We start from the raw sequence: 16242 nt of genomic DNA on the forward strand, positions 1-16242 counted from the left end.
GGGGTGAGGGTGCTGAGCATCCTCACCCCGTGTTTCTTGTAGCGGGAGGGCGGATGAACAAGATCTACGCGAGCGCGGACGAGGCGGTCGCCGACATCCCGGATAACTGCACGCTGATGAGCGGCGGCTTCGGGCTGAGCGGCAACCCTGAGAACCTGATCGAGGCACTTCACCGCAAGAACGTGAAGGGGCTGACGATCATCTCCAACAACTGCGGCACCACCGAGCTGGGGCTCGGCATCCTGCTGGCGAACAAGCAGGTGAAGAAGATGGTGTCCAGCTACGTGGGAGAGAACAAGATCTTCGAGGCGCAGTTCCTCTCGGGCGAGCTGAAGGTGGAGCTCAACCCGCAGGGCACGCTGGCCGAGCGCATCCGCGCCGGCGGCAGCGGCATCGGCGGCTTCTTCACCCCGACGGGCGCGGGCACGCCGCTGGCCGAGGGCAAGGAGACGCGGATGATCGACGGGCGCCTGCACGTGTTGGAGACGCCGCTGAAGGCGGACTTCGCGATCGTTCGCGCGTGGAAGGCGGACCGCCTGGGCAACCTGGTGTTCCGCAAGACGGCCCGCAACTTCTCGCCGATGATGTGCATGGCGGCGAAGGTGACGATCGTCGAGGCGGAGCACATCGTCGAGGCCGGAGAGATCGACGGCGATCTCATCCACGTGCCCAGCGTGTTCGTGCATCGCATCATCCAGTCGAAGAACCTGAAGAAGTGGATCGAGCGGCGCACCGTCCGCAAGCAGGCCTGAGGACCTCCATGCCCCTGACCCGTGAACAGATCGCGCAGCGCATCGCCCAGGAGCTGAAGGACGGCTTCTACGTGAACCTCGGCATTGGCGTGCCCACGCTGGTGGCCAACTACGTCCCGGCCGGCATCGACATCATGCTCCAGTCGGAGAACGGCCTGCTGGGCATCGGCCCCTGGCCCACGGAGGCCGACGTGGACCCGGACCTCATCAACGCCGGCAAGGAGACGGTGACGGCGGTGAAGGGCGCCGCCTTCTTCGACTCGGCGCTGTCGTTCGGGATGATCCGCGGCGGCCACATCGACATGGCCGTGCTGGGCGCCCTCGAGGTGAGCGAGGAGGGTGACCTGGCCAACTGGATGGTGCCCGGCAAGATGGTGAAGGGCCCGGGCGGCGCCATGGACCTGGCCGTGGGTGCCAAGCGCATCTACGTGGCCATGGAGCACGCCACCAAGGATGGCAGCCCGAAGATCCTCAAGAAGTGCTCGCTGCCGCTCACCGGCCTCAAGTGCGTACACCACATCGTCACCGACCACGCCCTGATCGACGTGACGCCCGAGGGGCTGCTGCTGCGCGAGCTGGCGCCCGGGGTGACGGTGGAGCAGGTGCAGCGCATCACCGAGCCGAAGCTGAAGGTGGCTTCGGATGTGCGGGAGATGAAGGTCTGAGAGATTGACGCTCTGGCGCTCCGCTGCGACCATCCCGGTCCCCACAGCGGAGCGCTCATGCCGGAACACTCTCAGAAGCCCAACCCAGGGGCACGGGCGCCCCGGCTCGAATATGAGCTGCCGGTGGCGTACCGGACCGTGTCGGGCTTCGTCACGGACTGGGCGGTCAACATCTCCCGGGGTGGGCTCTTCATCAATACGCAGAAGCCCCTGCCGGTGGGGACGCTGGTCAAGCTCATCATCTCGCTGCCGGGGACGGAGTTTCCGTTCGACCTGACGGGGCGGGTGACGCGGGTGAACGAGGCCCACGCGGAGCCAAACCAGGTCCCCGGGATGGCCGTCGAGTTCGTAAACGTTGATGACGAGAAGCGGTCGCGCATCGAGGAGTTCGTGGAGCGCCTGCGCAAGGCGCTCCCCCCGGAAGAGCGGGGCTGAGGCGCGACCCGGTACCCGCGTGGCCCCTTGGAGCCGCGCCCGAGCGCCCCATGTTGCCCCTGCCTGAGACCCCCATTGATGTGACGATCGAGCGCCTCGGGCAGCTGGGCGAGGGCGTGGCCTCCTGGCAGGGCCGCACCGTCTTCGTGCCGGGTGCCTTCCCGGGCGATGTGGTGCGCGTGCAGTTGGAGCAGCAGGGCAAGGTGCTGCGCGGGCTCCTGGAGCAGGTGGTGACGCCGAGCAAGGATCGGCGTGCCTCGCCGTGCCCCCTGAATACGGAGTGTGGCGGCTGCGACTGGCTGGAGCTGGCCGAGCCCGCCCAGCGTGCCGCGAAGCAGGAGATCGTCCTTTCTACCCTGGAGCACCTGGGCCGGCTGCAGAGGGACCGGTTCACCGTGCGCCCGCTGCTCGTGGCGCCGAGGGACTTCGGGTACCGGCGGCGGGCGGTGCTGCACTTCGCCAAGGGGGCGCTGGCGTACTTTGGACGGCGGAGCCACGAGCGGGTGCCGGTATCCGAGTGCGGCGCGCTGACTCCGGTGCTCGCTCCGTTGCCTGGGAGGCTGGCGCCGCTGCTCAAGCCGCTCTCCAAGGACGCGGAGGAGGTGCATCTGCTGGCGGAGGGCGCCAAGGCCTCCTTCGCGGTGATGATGACGGGGTTGGTGACGGCGCGGCACGTGGAGGCCGCCGAGGCCGCCGTGCGCGCGCTGCGGTTGGAGGGCGCGGTGCTGGTGCCGAAGGAGGGCTCGCCCCGGCTCATTGGCAAGCCGGCGCTGCGCTCGCTGTCGCCGCTGCGGCCCGAGGTGCCGATGTACCTGCGGCCGGACTCCTTCTCCCAGGCACATGCGGAGGCCAACGTGGGCCTTGTCACTTCGGCCCTGTACGAGCTGGCCCCGCGTGAGACGGACTCGGTGTTGGAGCTGTACTCGGGCAACGGCAACTTCACCTTCCCGGTGGCGGCCACCGCGGCCTCGGTGCTGGGGGTGGAGTCGTCTCCCGTCGGTGTGGAGCTGGCCCAGCGCAGCGCCCGGGAGGGTGGGGTGGCCAACGTGCGCTTCATCCAGGGCGACGCGCGCAAGGCCTGCGAGGGGCTTCGGGTGGAGGGGCAGCGGTTCGACCTCTGTCTGGCGGATCCACCGCGCACGGGCGCTCCGGGACTCGCACTCCAGGTATCAGCACTGGGAGTGAAGAGGGTGGTGTATGTGGCGTGTGACCCGGCCTCGTTGGCTCGAGACGCGGCGGGGTTGGTGGAGGCGGGTTACAAGCCCCTGGCGCTCCAGGTGGTGGACATGTTCCCGCAGACCCACCATGTGGAAGCCGTCATGTCGTTCGAGCGCTGAAGGAGGACGCGTGGACGCCCGCATCGTCGAGTTCGCCGAGGTGCTGCGCCAGAACGGTGTTCGGGTGAGCACATCCGAGGTGCAGGACGCCCTGCGTGCCGCCTCCGAGGTGGGCCTGAAGGAGCGCACCGTCTTTCGCGCGGTGATGCGCACCACGCTCATCAAGCGCGAGCTGGACGTGGACGTCTTCAACCGCGCCTTCGACTTCTACTTCTCAGGGGCGGCGAAGACGTTCGAGGCGCTCGACAAGTCGCTGGCGAAGCAGATCGAGGAGGACGGCTATCTCCAGGGCGACGAGCTGAAGATGGTGCTGTACCAGATGAACCTGCTCTTCCCGGAGATGTCGCCGCTGGCCAAGGCCATCGTGGAGGGAGACCGGGCGCGGCTGGCGCAGATCTTCCGCTCGGCCATGCTCCAGCTGGACCTGTCGCGGATGGAGAGCGGCCTTCAGGCGGGGTTCTTCTCTCGCCGGTTGCTGGCGGGCGCGGGCATGGAGCAGGCGCGCTTGGACCTGAAGTCCATGGAGGCCGAGCTGGCCGCGCGCGGCCTGTCCGTGGAAGGGGTGGAGATCGTCTCCCGCTATGTCGCGGACGCGATGCGGAAGATCGAGGAGGCGGCGCGTCAGGAGGTGAAGCAGCAGGCCGAGGCGCGCATCCGCCGGCGCACGGACTCGGTGGCGGACAAGCCGCTGCACCTGCTCACCCAGGCCGAGATCGATCAGATGCAGTCGGCTGTGCGAACCCTGGCCGAGAAGCTCAAGAGCCGGCTCATTCGCAAGCAACGCTCGCACCGGCGCGGAGCGCTCAACGTGCGCCGCACGCTGCGCCGCAACATGCCGTGGGGTGGGGTGCCCATGGTGCCCCAGTTCCGCGCGCGGCGCCCCGAGCGCCCCGAGGTGGTCGTCCTCTGCGACGTCTCGGACTCGGTGCGCAATGCGTCTCGGATGATGCTGCTCTTCACGTACACGCTGCAGGAGCTGTTCGTGCGCGTGCGCTCCTTCGTCTTCGTCTCGGACGTGGGTGAGGTGACGCAGTTCTTCAAGGATCAGGATGTGGACCAGGCGATCGATCTAGCCACCGCGGGCAAGACGATCTCCTTGAGCTCCAACTCGAACTACGGCCGGGCGCTCGCGGACTTCTCGCGGGATTACCTGGGAAGCATCACCCGGCGCACCACGGTGATGATCATTGGAGACGGCCGGAACAACTACAACCCGAACAACGCCTGGGCGCTGAAGGATCTCAAGCGCAAGGCGAAGCGGCTGCTGTGGATCTGCCCCGAGGAGCGGGGCAACTGGGGCATCGGCGACAGCGAGATGCTCACCTATGAGAAGCACTGCCACCAGGCGGTGACGGTCAACTCGGTGAGCGACCTCGCCCGCATCGCCGACCAACTCGTACCTGCCTGACGGAGATTCGCCATGTCCTCCTTCTTCGATGACACGCATGAACTGGTCACCACCGATATGCAGGCCGCGGATGACCGGACGCTGCGGCTCGCGGCTGTTCCGCTCACCGAGCAGGAGCTCGAAGGGCTGATCCGCTACCAGGAGACCTTCCTGTCCATCGCGGAGCACACGCCGGGGGCCGAGGCGCTCGCGCGAGCGCACACGGAGGCACTCAAGGCCTCCGGCCTACCGGACGCCCGGCGGGTCGAGCAGGGCAATGCGATTCTCCGGACCTTCAGCGGGCAGCGCTGGGGTATCCACAAGCTCAAGGACAAGCTGAAGCAGTTGGAGTCCCAGGGCCCCGAGGCGGACGAGCTGCGCGAGCGCATCCGCGAGGAGCTGACCCGGCTGGAGCGGACCGATGGCTTCTCCCGGCGCTATGGAGAGGAGCTACTCAAGCTCCTCCAGAAGCACGAGGAGCAGTTGGTGAAGCTCCACACCCGGATGACCGGGGTGCTCAGCCGGGGCTGAGGAGATATCTCCAGGGCGGAAGTGACTATGAGCGCGAGGGGTATGCTCGTTTTCAGCGGGTCGTTGAGCTGCATCCTTGGGGCGCTGGGCGTTGGGTGCGCGTCCACTGCATCTGCACCGCGTGCGGACGCCTCCAGAGACATCGCGGCTCAGCAGCATCAATCACGGGAGGCGTTCAGGGACGCGGCTCAGCAACTTCTCGATGAAAGGGTCACCCTCAGGGAGGCCGCAGAACAGTACCTCGAGGATTCAGCAGCACAACGGGGAAGCCGCCTGAGCGTCATTCAGGTAGCGGGAAAGGATCCGGTCATCCCCAGGTTCGAGTGCATGGAGTACGGGTGTCCTGACAAAGTGCTCTGCGGAGACGCCAAGGCAGTCTGCCTTGTTACCCACTGTGGGAAGGGAAGCTGCAACCTCTGCCCCGAGCCCATGCCAGATGCGTTCAAGAATCTCGTATTCAAGCAGTGGTGCGAATACGAGTGCGTGAGGGGCGCAGCTCGGCTTGGAACCGTCATTGGTTTTGTCCCGAGCTTCGGGAGTGGTTTTGTTGGACCATTCGGCTGTCCGAAGGAATAGCTCTTCATGTCTTCGTCATCCGAGAACGAAGCGGTTCGTATCGGCAATGCGTTGAACGGACTGGGCCATCTCGCCACCGGCCAGTCACTGGAGGAGATTCGTCGTTCCAGCGGCGACGCGAGGCTGAGGGCTCTCGTTCATGAGTCGGCAACCCTCCTCTTTGAAATGGTGGGACGCGAGGAAAGGACCAATCCGAAGGTAGTGCCTCGCTCCCAAGAAGCCATGACGGCGCTCTCTCACGTGAGGGACCTGGTGCGGTCCGTTGACTGGGATGATGCGGAGAGCACGAGCAGGCTCAGGCAGTACGCTCGCCAGGCCCTCGAAGCCCTGGGGTTCGGGTTGCCAGAGTGAAGCGTCGCAGGAGGGGCAGGGGAGCAGTAGGGCGGATGGCTTGACCGCCGGACCTCGCGTCCGGGTTGCATTCTGGCGCCCGACAGCGCATAAAAGCCCGTTTTTCAACGAGAAAAGCCCATGAAGCGCTACTTCATCCACACCTTCGGCTGCCAGATGAACGTCAACGACTCGCTGCGCATGAGCGAGGTGCTGGCGAAGCTCTCGTACGTGCCCACGCCGACGCCGGATGACGCCGACCTCATCATCCTCAACACCTGCGCCATCCGTGAGAAGGCCGAGGACAAGATGCTCTCGGCCCTCGGTCGTTACCGGCCCGTCAAGGTCAGTCGTGGCGCTCTCATCGGCGTCGGCGGCTGCGTCGCGCAGCAGGAGAAGGACCGCCTCCTCAAGAAGGTCCCCTACGTCGACTTCGTCTTCGGCCCCGACAACATCGCCAAGCTGCCGGAGATCATCGACCGCATCACCCAGGAGCGCGAGCGCATCGTCGAGACCGCCTTCGTCGACTCCGAGGAGTACATCTTCCCGCGCGCCGACCCTGAAACTTCGCGCGGCAAGGTCACCGAGTTCGTCACCGTCATGAAGGGCTGCGACAACGTCTGCTCCTTCTGCGTCGTGCCCCACACCCGCGGCCGCGAGGTCAGCCGCGCCTTCCCGGACGTGCTCACCGAGGTGGCCGACCTCGCCCGCGTCGGCGTGCGCGAAGTCACCCTCATCGGCCAGAACGTCAACTCGTACAAGGGCGGCATCAGCTTCGCCCAGCTCCTGCTCCGCACCGCCGAGGTGCCCGGCATTGAGCGCGTGCGCTTCACCACCAGCCACCCGCACGACCTCTCCGACGAGCTGATCGAGGCCTTCCGCATCCAGCCGAAGATCGCCCCGCACTTCCACCTGCCCGTGCAGTGTGGCTCCGACCGCATCCTCAAGATGATGCGCCGTGACTACACCGTGGAGCAGTACCTCGAGCGGCTCGCCAAGCTGCGCGCCGCCCGGCCCGGCATCGCCGTCACCACCGACATCATCGTCGGCTTCCCCGGGGAGACCGACGAGGAGTTCGAGATGACGATGAAGCTCACCGAGCAGGTGCGCTACGAGAACCAGTTCTCTTTCATCTTCAGCCCTCGCCCCAAGACCGGCGCCTCCCTGCGCGAGAAGGACTGGGGCCCCGTTCCCCACGAGGTGAAGATCACCCGCCTGGAGCGCTTGCAGAAGCTCCAGCGGAAGATCTGCGGAGAGATCACCGCCGCCCAGGTGGGCCTCGAAGTCGAAGTGCTCGTCGAGGGCCATTCCAAGTACGACGCCGCCAAGCGCTTCGGCCGCACCCCCGAGAACCGCACCGTCAACTTCGATGGCGACGCCCCCGCGGGCGCCCTGGTCAAGGTCCTCATCGAGCGCGCCACCCCCAACCAGCTCATGGGCAAGCAGCTCGCGGTGCTCCAGGCTCCCACCGTGGTGGCTCCGCCCGTCGAGACCTTGACGGGTGTTCAGCCCGACCGGTTTCCTCTGGTCGTGGCATAAAGCCCCCCCTCCTTTCTCCGGCCCGTCAGATCCAAACGCTGACGGGGAGGGGTGGGCCGTGGTAGGAGCACTCCCATGGCCATCGTGCCCGAGACCGTGCTGAAGGCGTGCCCCATCTTCAAGGGGTTCACGGACACTGGCATCGCGATCTTCGCCAGCATCGCCGTCCCGCGCGCTTTCCCCAAGGGCTCCAAGCTCTTCGACGAGGGCAAGATGGGAGAGTCCCTCATCATCGTCGGTGAGGGCACCGTGCGGCTGAGCGCGAAGAACCCCGCCGGCGAAGAGATCTCTCTCGGCGATGTGAGCGCGGGTGAGCCCCTGGGTGAGCTGGCCCTGGTGCAGAAGGGCGAGCGACTCTGCTCCGCCACCGCCATGACGGATGTGTCCGCGCTGGAGATCCGCCACGGCGACTTCCAGAAGCTCCTCATCCAGAAGCCCCAGGCCTGCGTGAAGCTGATGATGGGCATCGTCACGTACTTCGGGCAGAAGGCCCGCGACAACCGCGACATGCTCCGCACCCTCGTCGGAAAGGCCCCGACCACCTGAGCCGTGCGTGCTAGCTTGGACGCCCCTCATGCGTGCGTGCGTTCAGGTGCTCGCCGTGCTGCTGGCCCTCGGAGCCTGGCCAGCACGCGCCGAGACCGACTGGTTCGCCAGCGTCTACACCCCCGGCGGCATCGAGATCCGCGCCGACGCGCGCGTCTTCTCCCTCTTCGCCCTGCTCAACCGCGCCGGCTATGACGCCGGCCCCCTGCGGCGCGAGCACCCCGTGCCCGCCTACCGCTATTCGCCCGCGCGCACCCGCGTGCGCGAGGCCCTCGCCGGGGCCGACCCCTCCGTGCTCCAGCGCGCCCAGGCCTTCTTCGATGCCCACCCGCTGCCCCTGGAGCGGTACCTGGCCCTCGCCGTGCGCCTGGAGGATGGAGGAGCCCTGCCGGCCGAGCTGCGCGAGCTGGAGGGGCTCGAGACGCTCCTGGACCACGTGGAGGCCAAGTGGCCCGTGCCGGCCCTCCGGACCGAGACGTTCGATGACTACCGCGCGGCGATGCGCGCCTACCTTGCCGTGGCGGACGCGCCGCTCCAACGTGCCCAGCAGCTCCTCCGCTTGCCAGAAAGCGGGCCCGGCATCCGGCTCGTGGTTAATCTGCTCGCCGAGGAAGGGTGGGTACGGGGCTTTCACACCGGCCTGCGGGTGGTGGTGGTGGTAGGGCCGGGTAGGACACCGGAGGTGGAGCGGGTGGTGAGAGAGTATGCCCGGCTGATGCTGCCTCCCCAGGTGGGGGAGCAGGCTCAGGCGCGGTGGACGGCGGGGCCGGCGCTGCTTCGGGAGGCGCAGGCCCTGGGTGCTCGGGAGGCCACGGTGGGAGATTATGCGGTGGCGCTGCTGAGCCGCGCCCTGGCACTGGCGGCCCTACAAGCCCCTGATTCGGCCTATGAGGCTGCTCATCGGGAAGGCTATTTTGGTCTCAAAGTGCTAGCGGGGAGTTTTGGGGACCCGCGCCCGGTTGATGCGTGGGCGTTGGAAGGTCTAGCTCGGGTAGGTACCGGGCGAGCCCCTCGGAAGTGAACCAAGAGCCTAAGGACCAAGCGTGGAAGAGCTCCTCACTAGCCTGCTGGGCAACACTCAGGGTTTCATCGCGTACGCGACCGTTTTCCTGATCCTCCTGGCCTGCGGGCTTGGCGTGCCGCTCCCCGAGGACATCTCCCTCATTCTCGGAGGCTTCCTGGCGCACAAGGGCGCCGCGAACCTGCCGATCATGATGGTGGTGGGCTTCGCCGGCATCCTCGCGGGCGACAGCCTCATCTTCTACTTCGGGCGCCGGTTGGGCTCGAAGGTCGGGCGCAAACCCGGCGGCTTCTTCGCCCGGATCATCACTCCCGAGAAACGCGCCAAGGTGGAGGGGCTGTTCTCCATCCACGGGCAGAAGATCGTCATGATCGCGCGCTTCATGCCGGGCGTGCGCGCGGTGACGTACTTCACCGCCGGCTCGGTGGGCATGTCCTACTGGCGCTTCATCTTCTGGGACGGTCTGGCCGCGCTCCTGTCGGCGCCAGTGTTCGTCTTCCTCGGCTACCACTTCGGCAGCGAGCTGGACTACCTCATCGGCAAGCTGAAGGAGGGCCAGTACGCGGTGCTCGCCGGCGCGGCCGTCATCGGCCTGGGCGTCTTCCTGTGGCGCAAGCGCCGCAAGGCCACCCAGCCCCAGACGGAGGCGGCGCAGGCCCTGCAGGCCACCGTGGTGCCTGTCGGCTCCGAGAGCGCCGCCGTGGACTCCAAGCCCGCGCCGTTCCTCGAGGCGGCGGAGAAGCAGATCGCCGCCCGTTCCCACTCCTCCGAGTTGCAGAAGTAGGGCGGCTACCGCGCCGAGCCCGGCATGCTGCTGTGGAGCACCGGGTCGAAGTGGGACAGGTAGTAGCCCTTGTCGTCGAAGGACTGGAGCAGCGTGTTGCCGTAGGCGATCGTCCGCTCGTTCTCCGGGCGGCGCGCCTCCTCGTAGCGGTGGAGCGCGTGCTCGAGCGAGGCGCGGCCCTCGAAGTACTGGCTCAGGGAGCTGCTCAGGGCCTCGGCATCCTCGAAGGTGAGGCTCATGCCCTGGCCCGTCACCGGGTGGGCCAGGTGCGCGGCATCCCCCAGCAGCACCACGTTGCCGCGGAAGTAGCGTGAGGCGTTCATACTCGCGGTCGGCAGCCGGATGAAGCCCGACAGATCCGTGATCGACGCCAGGGCGTCATCGCTCTGGGTCACGAAGGTCCGGATGCTCTCGATGAGGCCCGAGGCCGGCCCCTCGAAGATCGCCCGATCCTTGGACGGCAGGCTGATGCTGATGCGCATGAGCGACTGCGTCACGGGGTACATGTAGACCATCCACCGGCGTGAGCTGATGTAGAGGCGGTTGAGCTCCGCCACGCTCGTGGCCAGGGGGAGGGTCATCATGTAGACCTCCTGGTCGTACTGGCGGGGCTGATCCGGCAGGTGCATGGACTCGCGCACGATGGAGCGCGCGCCATCGGCCCCCACCACGATGCCGGCACGCACGCGCTGGCCTCCGCCCAGGATGAGCTCGTCCACGTGCTCGCCGCTCAGGCGCAGCTCGGCGACGGGAGACTCCACGCGCAGCTGGACCGTGTCGAGCCGGCCCATCGCCTCGAGCAGCACCGACATCGTCGTCGAGTACGGCACGATGAGGTAGTGGCCGAGATCGGTGTGCTCGCTGTAGTCGTGATCGATGATGGGCAGGCCGTCGTGGTAGTAGCGGATGCGGTTGCGCCGCAGCGCCCCGCGCCCCAGGAGCGGCTCGGCGAGCCCGTGTCTGTCGAGCACCTTGAATCCGCGTGGCTTGAGGAAGTCGGCCCCGTTGGAAGGTGGGCTCTTGCCCCGCTCGAGCAGGAGAACCCGGAGGCCCCGTCGGCCCAGCAGCGTGGCGAGCAGACAGCCCGCGGCGCCGGCGCCGACGATCGCGACGTCCGCTTCGAGAGTTGCTTCGTTCTTCATGGATGTACCCCCCGAGGTACCGTGACCGCGACTTCAGGCCGTCAGGGCCTGAAGTTCGCGTACCAGTCGATCAATGTCCGTCTCGTCATTGAAGAAGTGGGTCGACACGCGGATGCCGCCGACCCCGGATGTGAAACGCATGGAGACGTAGATCTTCCTATCCAGCAGCCGCTCGACGAGGGCCTGGTCCTTGGCGGGCTCGTCGAACCAGCGGAAGACCGTGAGCCCCGAGCGCGAGGCGGCGTCCTCCGGCGTCAGCAGCCGGGCGCCGATGCGCAGCAACTCGGAGCGCAGCCGGTCGGTCAGCGCGCGGATATGGGCCTCGGCCTGATCGACGCCGAGCGTGTTGAGCAGCCGCACCGAGGCGCCCAGGCCGATCGCGCCCGGGTAGTTGGCCGTCCCGCCGTGCTCGAAGGCCCGCGCCTCGCGGACGAAGTGGTGGTCCTCGAACGGCGTCACCGAGGGGGTGCGGAAGTACTGGCCCCAGCCCTCCGGCGGCGGCTCCATCGAGAGGTAGCCATGGCTGGGCGGCCGCAGCTCCTCCAGGACGCGATCGGAGACGACCATGAGCCCACACCCGAAGGGCGCGTTGAGCCACTTGTGGCCGCCGGTGATGAGGAAGTCGGAGTAGCGCTCGCGCACGTCCACCCGCATCGCGCCGATCTCATGGATGGCGTCGACCACGAGCCAGATCCGCCGCTCGCGGCACAGCTCTCCGAGGCGCCGCATGTCGAGCCGGTAGCCCGTACACCACTGCACCGAGGAGACGCAGACGACGCGGGTGTGCGCGTCCATGGCCCGCTCGAAGGCTTCGACGGTGAGCACGCCCCCGGGCTCGCTGCGGACCGGCCGCACTTCCACCTCGCGCAGGCCCTGCCAGGGGATGGCCACCTGCATGAACTCGGTGTCGGGCACGAGCACGTTGCTGCCGGGCTCCAAGCGGATCGCCTGCGCCGCGAGGTTGAGGCCGTGCGAGGTGCTCTCGATGAGGGCCACATGGCGCTGCTCGGCGTGGAGCAGCTTCGCCACCTCCCGCGCCGCCTCGGTCCGCTGGCGATCCATCTCCAGGTGGTGGTGCGAGGCGTCCCGAGCGGGGCAGCGCACCGCCATCTCGGTGAAGCGGGAGATGGCCTGCTGGGCATCCACCGGCGCCAGACTCACGCATGCGGAATCAAGGAAGACCTTGTCCTCAAGGCCAGGGAAGTTCCGTCGGGCCAGACCCACGAGCATGCGGGGGAGCCAAACAGGGCCTACCCACTACGTCAAGCGGCCTTGCTCGCTCTCTTAGAACTCAGTAGGTCACCATGTGGGCAGAAGAAGCGGGTCGTCCCACGCTCGGTGCCAACCCTGACGGCGCGGGGGGAAAATTCCACCGCACATGGCTTCAGCGGCGCGCGAAGAGTCCCTTGAGCCAGCCCACCACGCCGGCTTTGCGCGCACTGGGAGGAGGGGGCATGGCCGCTCCCTGTTCAGGCGAGGGGGCGGGCGCGGGTCGCTCCGGCGGCGGCTCCGGTGGGGCCTGGCGCGCCTTCACCGCCTCGGCGGTGTCCCGCGTGGAGAAGGTGCTCGACACCTCGCGGCCCGTGCCGTCCTCCTTCGCCGTCACCTTCAACAGCGACTCGCCGTTCACCTCGAAGGAGACGGTGATGTGGACTTCGCCGCGCGCGCGCTTGGGCAGCCCGGTCAGCTTCAGCGTGCCCAGGTACTCGTTCTCGCCCACGCGGTCCGAGTCACCCTGGAAGATGCTGACTTCGACTTCGGTCTGGTTGTCGCGGTTGGTGGACAGCCCGTACGTCTTGGCCGCTGGCAGCGGCGCATTGCGCTCCAGCACCGGCTTGAAGCGCCCGCCCGGCAGCCCCACGCCGATGGCCATGGGCAGCACGTCGATGAGAACCACGCCCTCCAGCTGTCCCTGGCTGTGCGCCAGCAGCGCCGCGCCCAATGCCACCGCCTCGTCCGGGTGGATGTTCTTGGTGGGCGCCTTGCCGAAGAACTTCGTGATCTTCTCGTGGACCAGCGGGAAGCGGCTCTGGCCTCCCACCAGCACCACCTCCTGCACGTCCTTCACGGTGAGGCTCTTGGCCTTGAGCACCTCGTCGCAGACCTCGATCGTCCGGTCCACGAGCTTCTCGGTCAATTCGATCAACTTGGCCCGCGTCAGCGTGACGTCCAGATCGTACGGCTTGTTGTCGATCATCGTCACGAAGGCCACGTGGATGCGCATGTCCTGGCGCTCCGACAACGCGCACTTGGCGCGCTCGGCCGCGTCGTGGATGCGCTGCATCGCCACCCGGTCTCCGTGGAAGACCTGGCCCGTCTTCTTCTGGAACTCCTCGAGCAGGTACTCGACGATGGCGTTGTCGAAGTCGATGCCGCCCAGGAAGGTGTCGCCGCCGGTGGAGATCACCTCGTAGACGTTGTCGTGCAGCTCCAGCACCGACGCGTCGAAGGTGCCGCCGCCCAGGTCGTAGACGAGGATGCGCTGGTGCAGCTTGCGCCCGTAGCCGTACGCCAGGGACGCCGCCGTGGGCTCGTTGAGGATGCGCTCGACGTAGATGCCCGCCAGCCGCCCCGCGTCCCGCACCGCCTGGCGCTGGTTGTCGTTGTAGTAGGCGGGCACGGTGATGACCGCCCGCGACACGGGCTGGCCGATGTGGTTCTGCGCCAGCTCGCGCACCTCGCGGAGGATCAGCGCGGAGATCTGCTGCAGCGAGTAGATGCGGTTGCCGAGCTGCACCGCCGCCTCGCCGTTCTCCCCGGGGGCGATCTCGTAGTGGAACCGATCCTTGATGTGCTGGACGACGGGCGAGTCGTACGCGCGGCCCACCAGGCGCTTGGCGCCGTACACCGTCTGCCGCGGGTTGGTCAGCATCTGCCCCTTGGCGGGGTGGCCCACCACCAGCTTGCCGCGCGCGTTGAGCGCCAGGATGGAGGGCACGGTGTTGTGGCCCTCGCGGCTGCGCAGCACCTCGGGCTTGCCGTTGCGCACGTAGGCCGAGCACGAGTTCGTCGTGCCCAGATCGATGCCGATGATTGGCCCCTCGCGCTTGGGCTCCTCCTTGGGGGCATCGAAGGGAGGCGCCGTGGGCACCGTGGGCCCGGCCACCCCGACCACCGGCGCCACGGCCCCGATGGGCACCGGCGTCGCGGTTCGCGCCGGAGCTGCGGGGACCTGCGGGGCGAGCGTCGGAGCCACCGGTTGGGGTGGGACGGTGTAGTCAGGAGTACCAACGCCCGCGGGGACAGGAGGCACCGCGGCCTGGGCGTGGGGCAGGGTGGCGAGGGCGGTGTCGAGGAAGCGCTTCGTCTCCGGGTCGAGCGTGAGGAAGCGCAGCCCCATGCCAGGAACGCCCTGGCCCTGCTGCCCGGTGACGAAGTGGACGACGGCGGAGGCGTAGATGATCCGCGCGCCGGTGGAGAGCTTGAGGTCCAGGGTGACGGGGGTGCCCGGGGCCTTCACCGTCTTGGAGCGCAGGTAGATGCCACCCCGGGTGACGTTGGCTCCGTACTTCGCGAGGAACTCTTCCGGGGTGGCGAAGGGCAGCTTGACCACCAGCCCGATAGGCCCCTGATTGGATTCCGTCAAAGCCTGGTCCCGAACGTGAGAAGTGCGGGCAAGTATCGCCTGTTCCCAAGCTGAACGTGCATCAAAACAGCCAACAGTCCGGGCCTGGGAATCGTTGCGACGGCGATACGAAGTGCGTATGGAGGCCTCATGCTCAACCCCGACGTCCGGCTCGCGCTCACCTTCGATGATGTCCTGCTGCTCCCGGCCGAGAGCTCAGTCGTCCCGAAGGATGTCGTGCTGTCCACGCGACTCACGCGCAACATCCGCCTGAACATGCCCCTGCTGTCGGCGGCCATGGACACCGTCACCGAGGCGCGCACCGCCATCGCCATGGCGCAGGAGGGCGGCATCGGCGTCATCCACAAGAACATGACGCCCGAGCAGCAGGCGCTCGAGGTCCTCAAGGTCAAGAAGTTCGAGAGCGGCATGGTGATCGATCCCGTCACCACCGAGCCCGATGTGCCGCTCTCACGCGCCCTGGAGCTGATGCGTCAGCACGGCGTGTCCGGCATCCCCGTGACGAAGGGCAAGAAGCTGGTGGGCATCGTCACCAGCCGCGACGTGCGCTTCGAGACGAACCTCTCCCAGAAGGTCGAGCAGATGATGACGCGCAAGCTCATCACCGGCCGCGAGGGAATCACCCAGGCCGAGGCGCAGGAGCTGCTGCACAAGCACCGCATCGAAAAGCTCCTCATCGTCAACGAGGAGTACGAGCTCAAGGGGCTCATCACCATCAAGGACATCGAGAAGCGGCGCGCCAACCCCAACGCGGCCAAGGACACCAAGGGGCGCCTGCTGTGCGCCGCCGCCGTGGGCGTGTCCGCGGACCGCGAGGCCCGCATCGACGCGCTGGTGAAGGCCGGCGTGGACGTCATCGTCATCGACACGGCGCACGGGCACTCGAAGGGTGTGCTCGAGGGCGTGCGCGATACACGCAAGAACTTCAAGGGCTTCGACTTGATCGCCGGCAACGTGGCCACCGCCGAGGGCACCCGCGCGCTGATCGCGGCCGGGGTGGACGCGGTGAAGGTGGGCATCGGCCCGGGTTCCATCTGCACCACCCGTGTGGTGGCCGGAGTGGGCGTGCCGCAGATCACCGCCGTGGACGACTGCTCCCGCGAGGCGGACAAGCACGACGTCCCCATCATCTCGGATGGCGGCATCAAGTACTCGGGCGACATCGTCAAGGCGCTGGCCGCCGGGGCGAGTTCGGTGATGATCGGCTCGCTCTTCGCGGGCACCGAGGAAGCGCCGGGCGACGTCATCCTGTACCAGGGCCGCAGCTACAAGAGCTACCGGGGCATGGGCTCGCTGGGCGCGATGAAGCAGGGCGCCAAGGACCGCTACTTCCAGGCGGACGTGGACGCGGTGAAGCTGGTGCCCGAGGGCATCGAAGGGCGCGTGCCGTACAAAGGTACCCTGTCCATGAACGTGCATCAGATGCTGGGCGGCATCCGCAGCGGCATGGGCTACGTGGGTTGCGGCACCATCGAGGAATTGCGCCGCAATGCCCAGTTCATCCGCATCACCTCGGCCGGGCTCAAGGAGAGCCACGTCCACGACGTCATCATCACCGAAGAGGCCCCCAACTACCGGGTGGAGTAAGGGGCGTACATAGAGAGAAGCTTC

General features: G+C 67.4%; 16 protein-coding genes. 13 read left to right on the forward strand and 3 right to left on the reverse strand.

All coding sequences use genetic code 11. The features are described from left to right. The first annotated feature begins 53 nt into the window (after positions 1 to 53). The 12 genes from SYV04_RS32300 to SYV04_RS32355 all read left to right on the forward strand — a co-directional run bounded on the left by SYV04_RS32300 (position 54) and on the right by SYV04_RS32355 (position 9903). A complete protein-coding gene (locus tag SYV04_RS32300) occupies positions 54 to 752 on the forward strand; it encodes a CoA transferase subunit A (RefSeq protein ID WP_321549823.1) in 699 nt (232 codons plus the stop codon). Between the two features lie 8 nt (positions 753 to 760). Then, positions 761 to 1417: a CoA transferase subunit B gene (locus SYV04_RS32305; RefSeq protein ID WP_321549824.1), complete on the forward strand. Its 657-nt coding sequence runs from the start codon at positions 761 to 763 to the stop codon at positions 1415 to 1417. 57 nt (positions 1418 to 1474) lie between these two features. Then, on the forward strand, positions 1475 to 1852 hold the full coding sequence (locus SYV04_RS32310; RefSeq protein WP_321549825.1) for a TIGR02266 family protein: 378 nt from the start codon (positions 1475 to 1477) through the stop codon (positions 1850 to 1852). 50 nt (positions 1853 to 1902) lie between these two features. Continuing rightward, on the forward strand, positions 1903 to 3189 hold the full coding sequence (locus SYV04_RS32315) for a class I SAM-dependent RNA methyltransferase (protein WP_321549826.1): 1287 nt from the start codon (positions 1903 to 1905) through the stop codon (positions 3187 to 3189). Between the two features lie 10 nt (positions 3190 to 3199). Further along, positions 3200 to 4597, forward strand: coding sequence for a vWA domain-containing protein (locus SYV04_RS32320; protein WP_321549827.1), 1398 nt, complete (start codon positions 3200 to 3202; stop codon positions 4595 to 4597). A gap of 12 nt (positions 4598 to 4609) precedes the next feature. Continuing rightward, the gene (locus SYV04_RS32325) at positions 4610 to 5107 is read left to right on the forward strand and encodes a hypothetical protein (RefSeq protein WP_321549828.1); all 498 of its coding nucleotides are present in this window, start codon (positions 4610 to 4612) and stop codon (positions 5105 to 5107) included. Between the two features lie 42 nt (positions 5108 to 5149). Beyond that, positions 5150 to 5683 carry a hypothetical protein gene (locus tag SYV04_RS32330; RefSeq protein WP_321549829.1) on the forward strand — a complete coding sequence of 178 codons (534 nt, stop codon included), beginning with the start codon at positions 5150 to 5152 and terminating at the stop codon, positions 5681 to 5683. A gap of 6 nt (positions 5684 to 5689) precedes the next feature. Then, on the forward strand, positions 5690 to 6034 hold the full coding sequence (locus tag SYV04_RS32335; protein WP_321549830.1) for a hypothetical protein: 345 nt from the start codon (positions 5690 to 5692) through the stop codon (positions 6032 to 6034). A 120-nt stretch (positions 6035 to 6154) separates the two neighbouring features. Continuing rightward, on the forward strand, positions 6155 to 7552 hold the full coding sequence (gene miaB, locus SYV04_RS32340; RefSeq protein ID WP_321549831.1) for a tRNA (N6-isopentenyl adenosine(37)-C2)-methylthiotransferase MiaB: 1398 nt from the start codon (positions 6155 to 6157) through the stop codon (positions 7550 to 7552). 75 nt (positions 7553 to 7627) lie between these two features. Further along, positions 7628 to 8098 (forward strand): cyclic nucleotide-binding domain-containing protein, encoded by a 471-nt coding sequence (locus SYV04_RS32345; protein WP_321549832.1) that lies wholly within the window; start codon positions 7628 to 7630, stop codon positions 8096 to 8098. Positions 8099 to 8126: 28 nt separating this feature from the next. Then, the gene (locus tag SYV04_RS32350) at positions 8127 to 9119 is read left to right on the forward strand and encodes a hypothetical protein (protein WP_321549833.1); all 993 of its coding nucleotides are present in this window, start codon (positions 8127 to 8129) and stop codon (positions 9117 to 9119) included. 22 nt (positions 9120 to 9141) lie between these two features. Beyond that, a complete protein-coding gene (locus tag SYV04_RS32355) occupies positions 9142 to 9903 on the forward strand; it encodes a DedA family protein (protein ID WP_321549834.1) in 762 nt (253 codons plus the stop codon). A 5-nt stretch (positions 9904 to 9908) separates the two neighbouring features. Here SYV04_RS32355 and SYV04_RS32360 read toward each other — a convergent pair whose 3' ends face one another. The 3 genes from SYV04_RS32360 to SYV04_RS32370 all read right to left on the reverse strand — a co-directional run bounded on the left by SYV04_RS32360 (position 9909) and on the right by SYV04_RS32370 (position 14631). Further along, the gene (locus SYV04_RS32360) at positions 9909 to 11045 is read right to left on the reverse strand and encodes an FAD-dependent monooxygenase (RefSeq protein WP_321549835.1); all 1137 of its coding nucleotides are present in this window, start codon (positions 11043 to 11045) and stop codon (positions 9909 to 9911) included. A 33-nt stretch (positions 11046 to 11078) separates the two neighbouring features. Then, positions 11079 to 12275 carry an aminotransferase class V-fold PLP-dependent enzyme gene (locus SYV04_RS32365; protein ID WP_321549836.1) on the reverse strand — a complete coding sequence of 399 codons (1197 nt, stop codon included), beginning with the start codon at positions 12273 to 12275 and terminating at the stop codon, positions 11079 to 11081. Between the two features lie 154 nt (positions 12276 to 12429). Next, complete coding sequence (locus tag SYV04_RS32370; protein ID WP_321549837.1) at positions 12430 to 14631, reverse strand: TIGR02266 family protein; 2202 nt, start codon at positions 14629 to 14631, stop codon at positions 12430 to 12432. A gap of 129 nt (positions 14632 to 14760) precedes the next feature. On the opposite strand from SYV04_RS32370, the gene guaB reads away from it, so the two are divergent. Continuing rightward, a complete protein-coding gene (guaB, locus tag SYV04_RS32375) occupies positions 14761 to 16218 on the forward strand; it encodes an IMP dehydrogenase (protein WP_321549838.1) in 1458 nt (485 codons plus the stop codon). Positions 16219 to 16242 lie beyond the last annotated feature (24 nt).

This window comes from Hyalangium ruber (genome assembly GCF_034259325.1).
GTDB lineage: Bacteria > Myxococcota > Myxococcia > Myxococcales > Myxococcaceae > Hyalangium_A > Hyalangium_A rubrum.

Excerpts from the sequence above, each read along its gene's own strand:
- SYV04_RS32300 (WP_321549823.1), top strand. The coding sequence starts at position 54 with ATGAACAAGATCTACGCGAGCGCGGACGAGGCGGTCGCCGACATCCCG.
- SYV04_RS32305 (WP_321549824.1), top strand. The coding sequence starts at position 761 with ATGCCCCTGACCCGTGAACAGATCGCGCAGCGCATCGCCCAGGAGCTG.
- SYV04_RS32310 (WP_321549825.1), top strand. The coding sequence starts at position 1,475 with ATGCCGGAACACTCTCAGAAGCCCAACCCAGGGGCACGGGCGCCCCGG.
- SYV04_RS32315 (WP_321549826.1), top strand. The coding sequence starts at position 1,903 with ATGTTGCCCCTGCCTGAGACCCCCATTGATGTGACGATCGAGCGCCTC.
- SYV04_RS32325 (WP_321549828.1), top strand. The coding sequence starts at position 4,610 with ATGTCCTCCTTCTTCGATGACACGCATGAACTGGTCACCACCGATATG.
- SYV04_RS32330 (WP_321549829.1), top strand. The coding sequence starts at position 5,150 with ATGCTCGTTTTCAGCGGGTCGTTGAGCTGCATCCTTGGGGCGCTGGGC.
- SYV04_RS32335 (WP_321549830.1), top strand. The coding sequence starts at position 5,690 with ATGTCTTCGTCATCCGAGAACGAAGCGGTTCGTATCGGCAATGCGTTG.
- miaB (WP_321549831.1), top strand. The coding sequence starts at position 6,155 with ATGAAGCGCTACTTCATCCACACCTTCGGCTGCCAGATGAACGTCAAC.
- SYV04_RS32345 (WP_321549832.1), top strand. The coding sequence starts at position 7,628 with ATGGCCATCGTGCCCGAGACCGTGCTGAAGGCGTGCCCCATCTTCAAG.
- SYV04_RS32350 (WP_321549833.1), top strand. The coding sequence starts at position 8,127 with ATGCGTGCGTGCGTTCAGGTGCTCGCCGTGCTGCTGGCCCTCGGAGCC.
- SYV04_RS32360 (WP_321549835.1), bottom strand. The coding sequence starts at position 11,045 with ATGAAGAACGAAGCAACTCTCGAAGCGGACGTCGCGATCGTCGGCGCC.
- SYV04_RS32365 (WP_321549836.1), bottom strand. The coding sequence starts at position 12,275 with ATGCTCGTGGGTCTGGCCCGACGGAACTTCCCTGGCCTTGAGGACAAG.
- guaB (WP_321549838.1), top strand. The coding sequence starts at position 14,761 with ATGCTCAACCCCGACGTCCGGCTCGCGCTCACCTTCGATGATGTCCTG.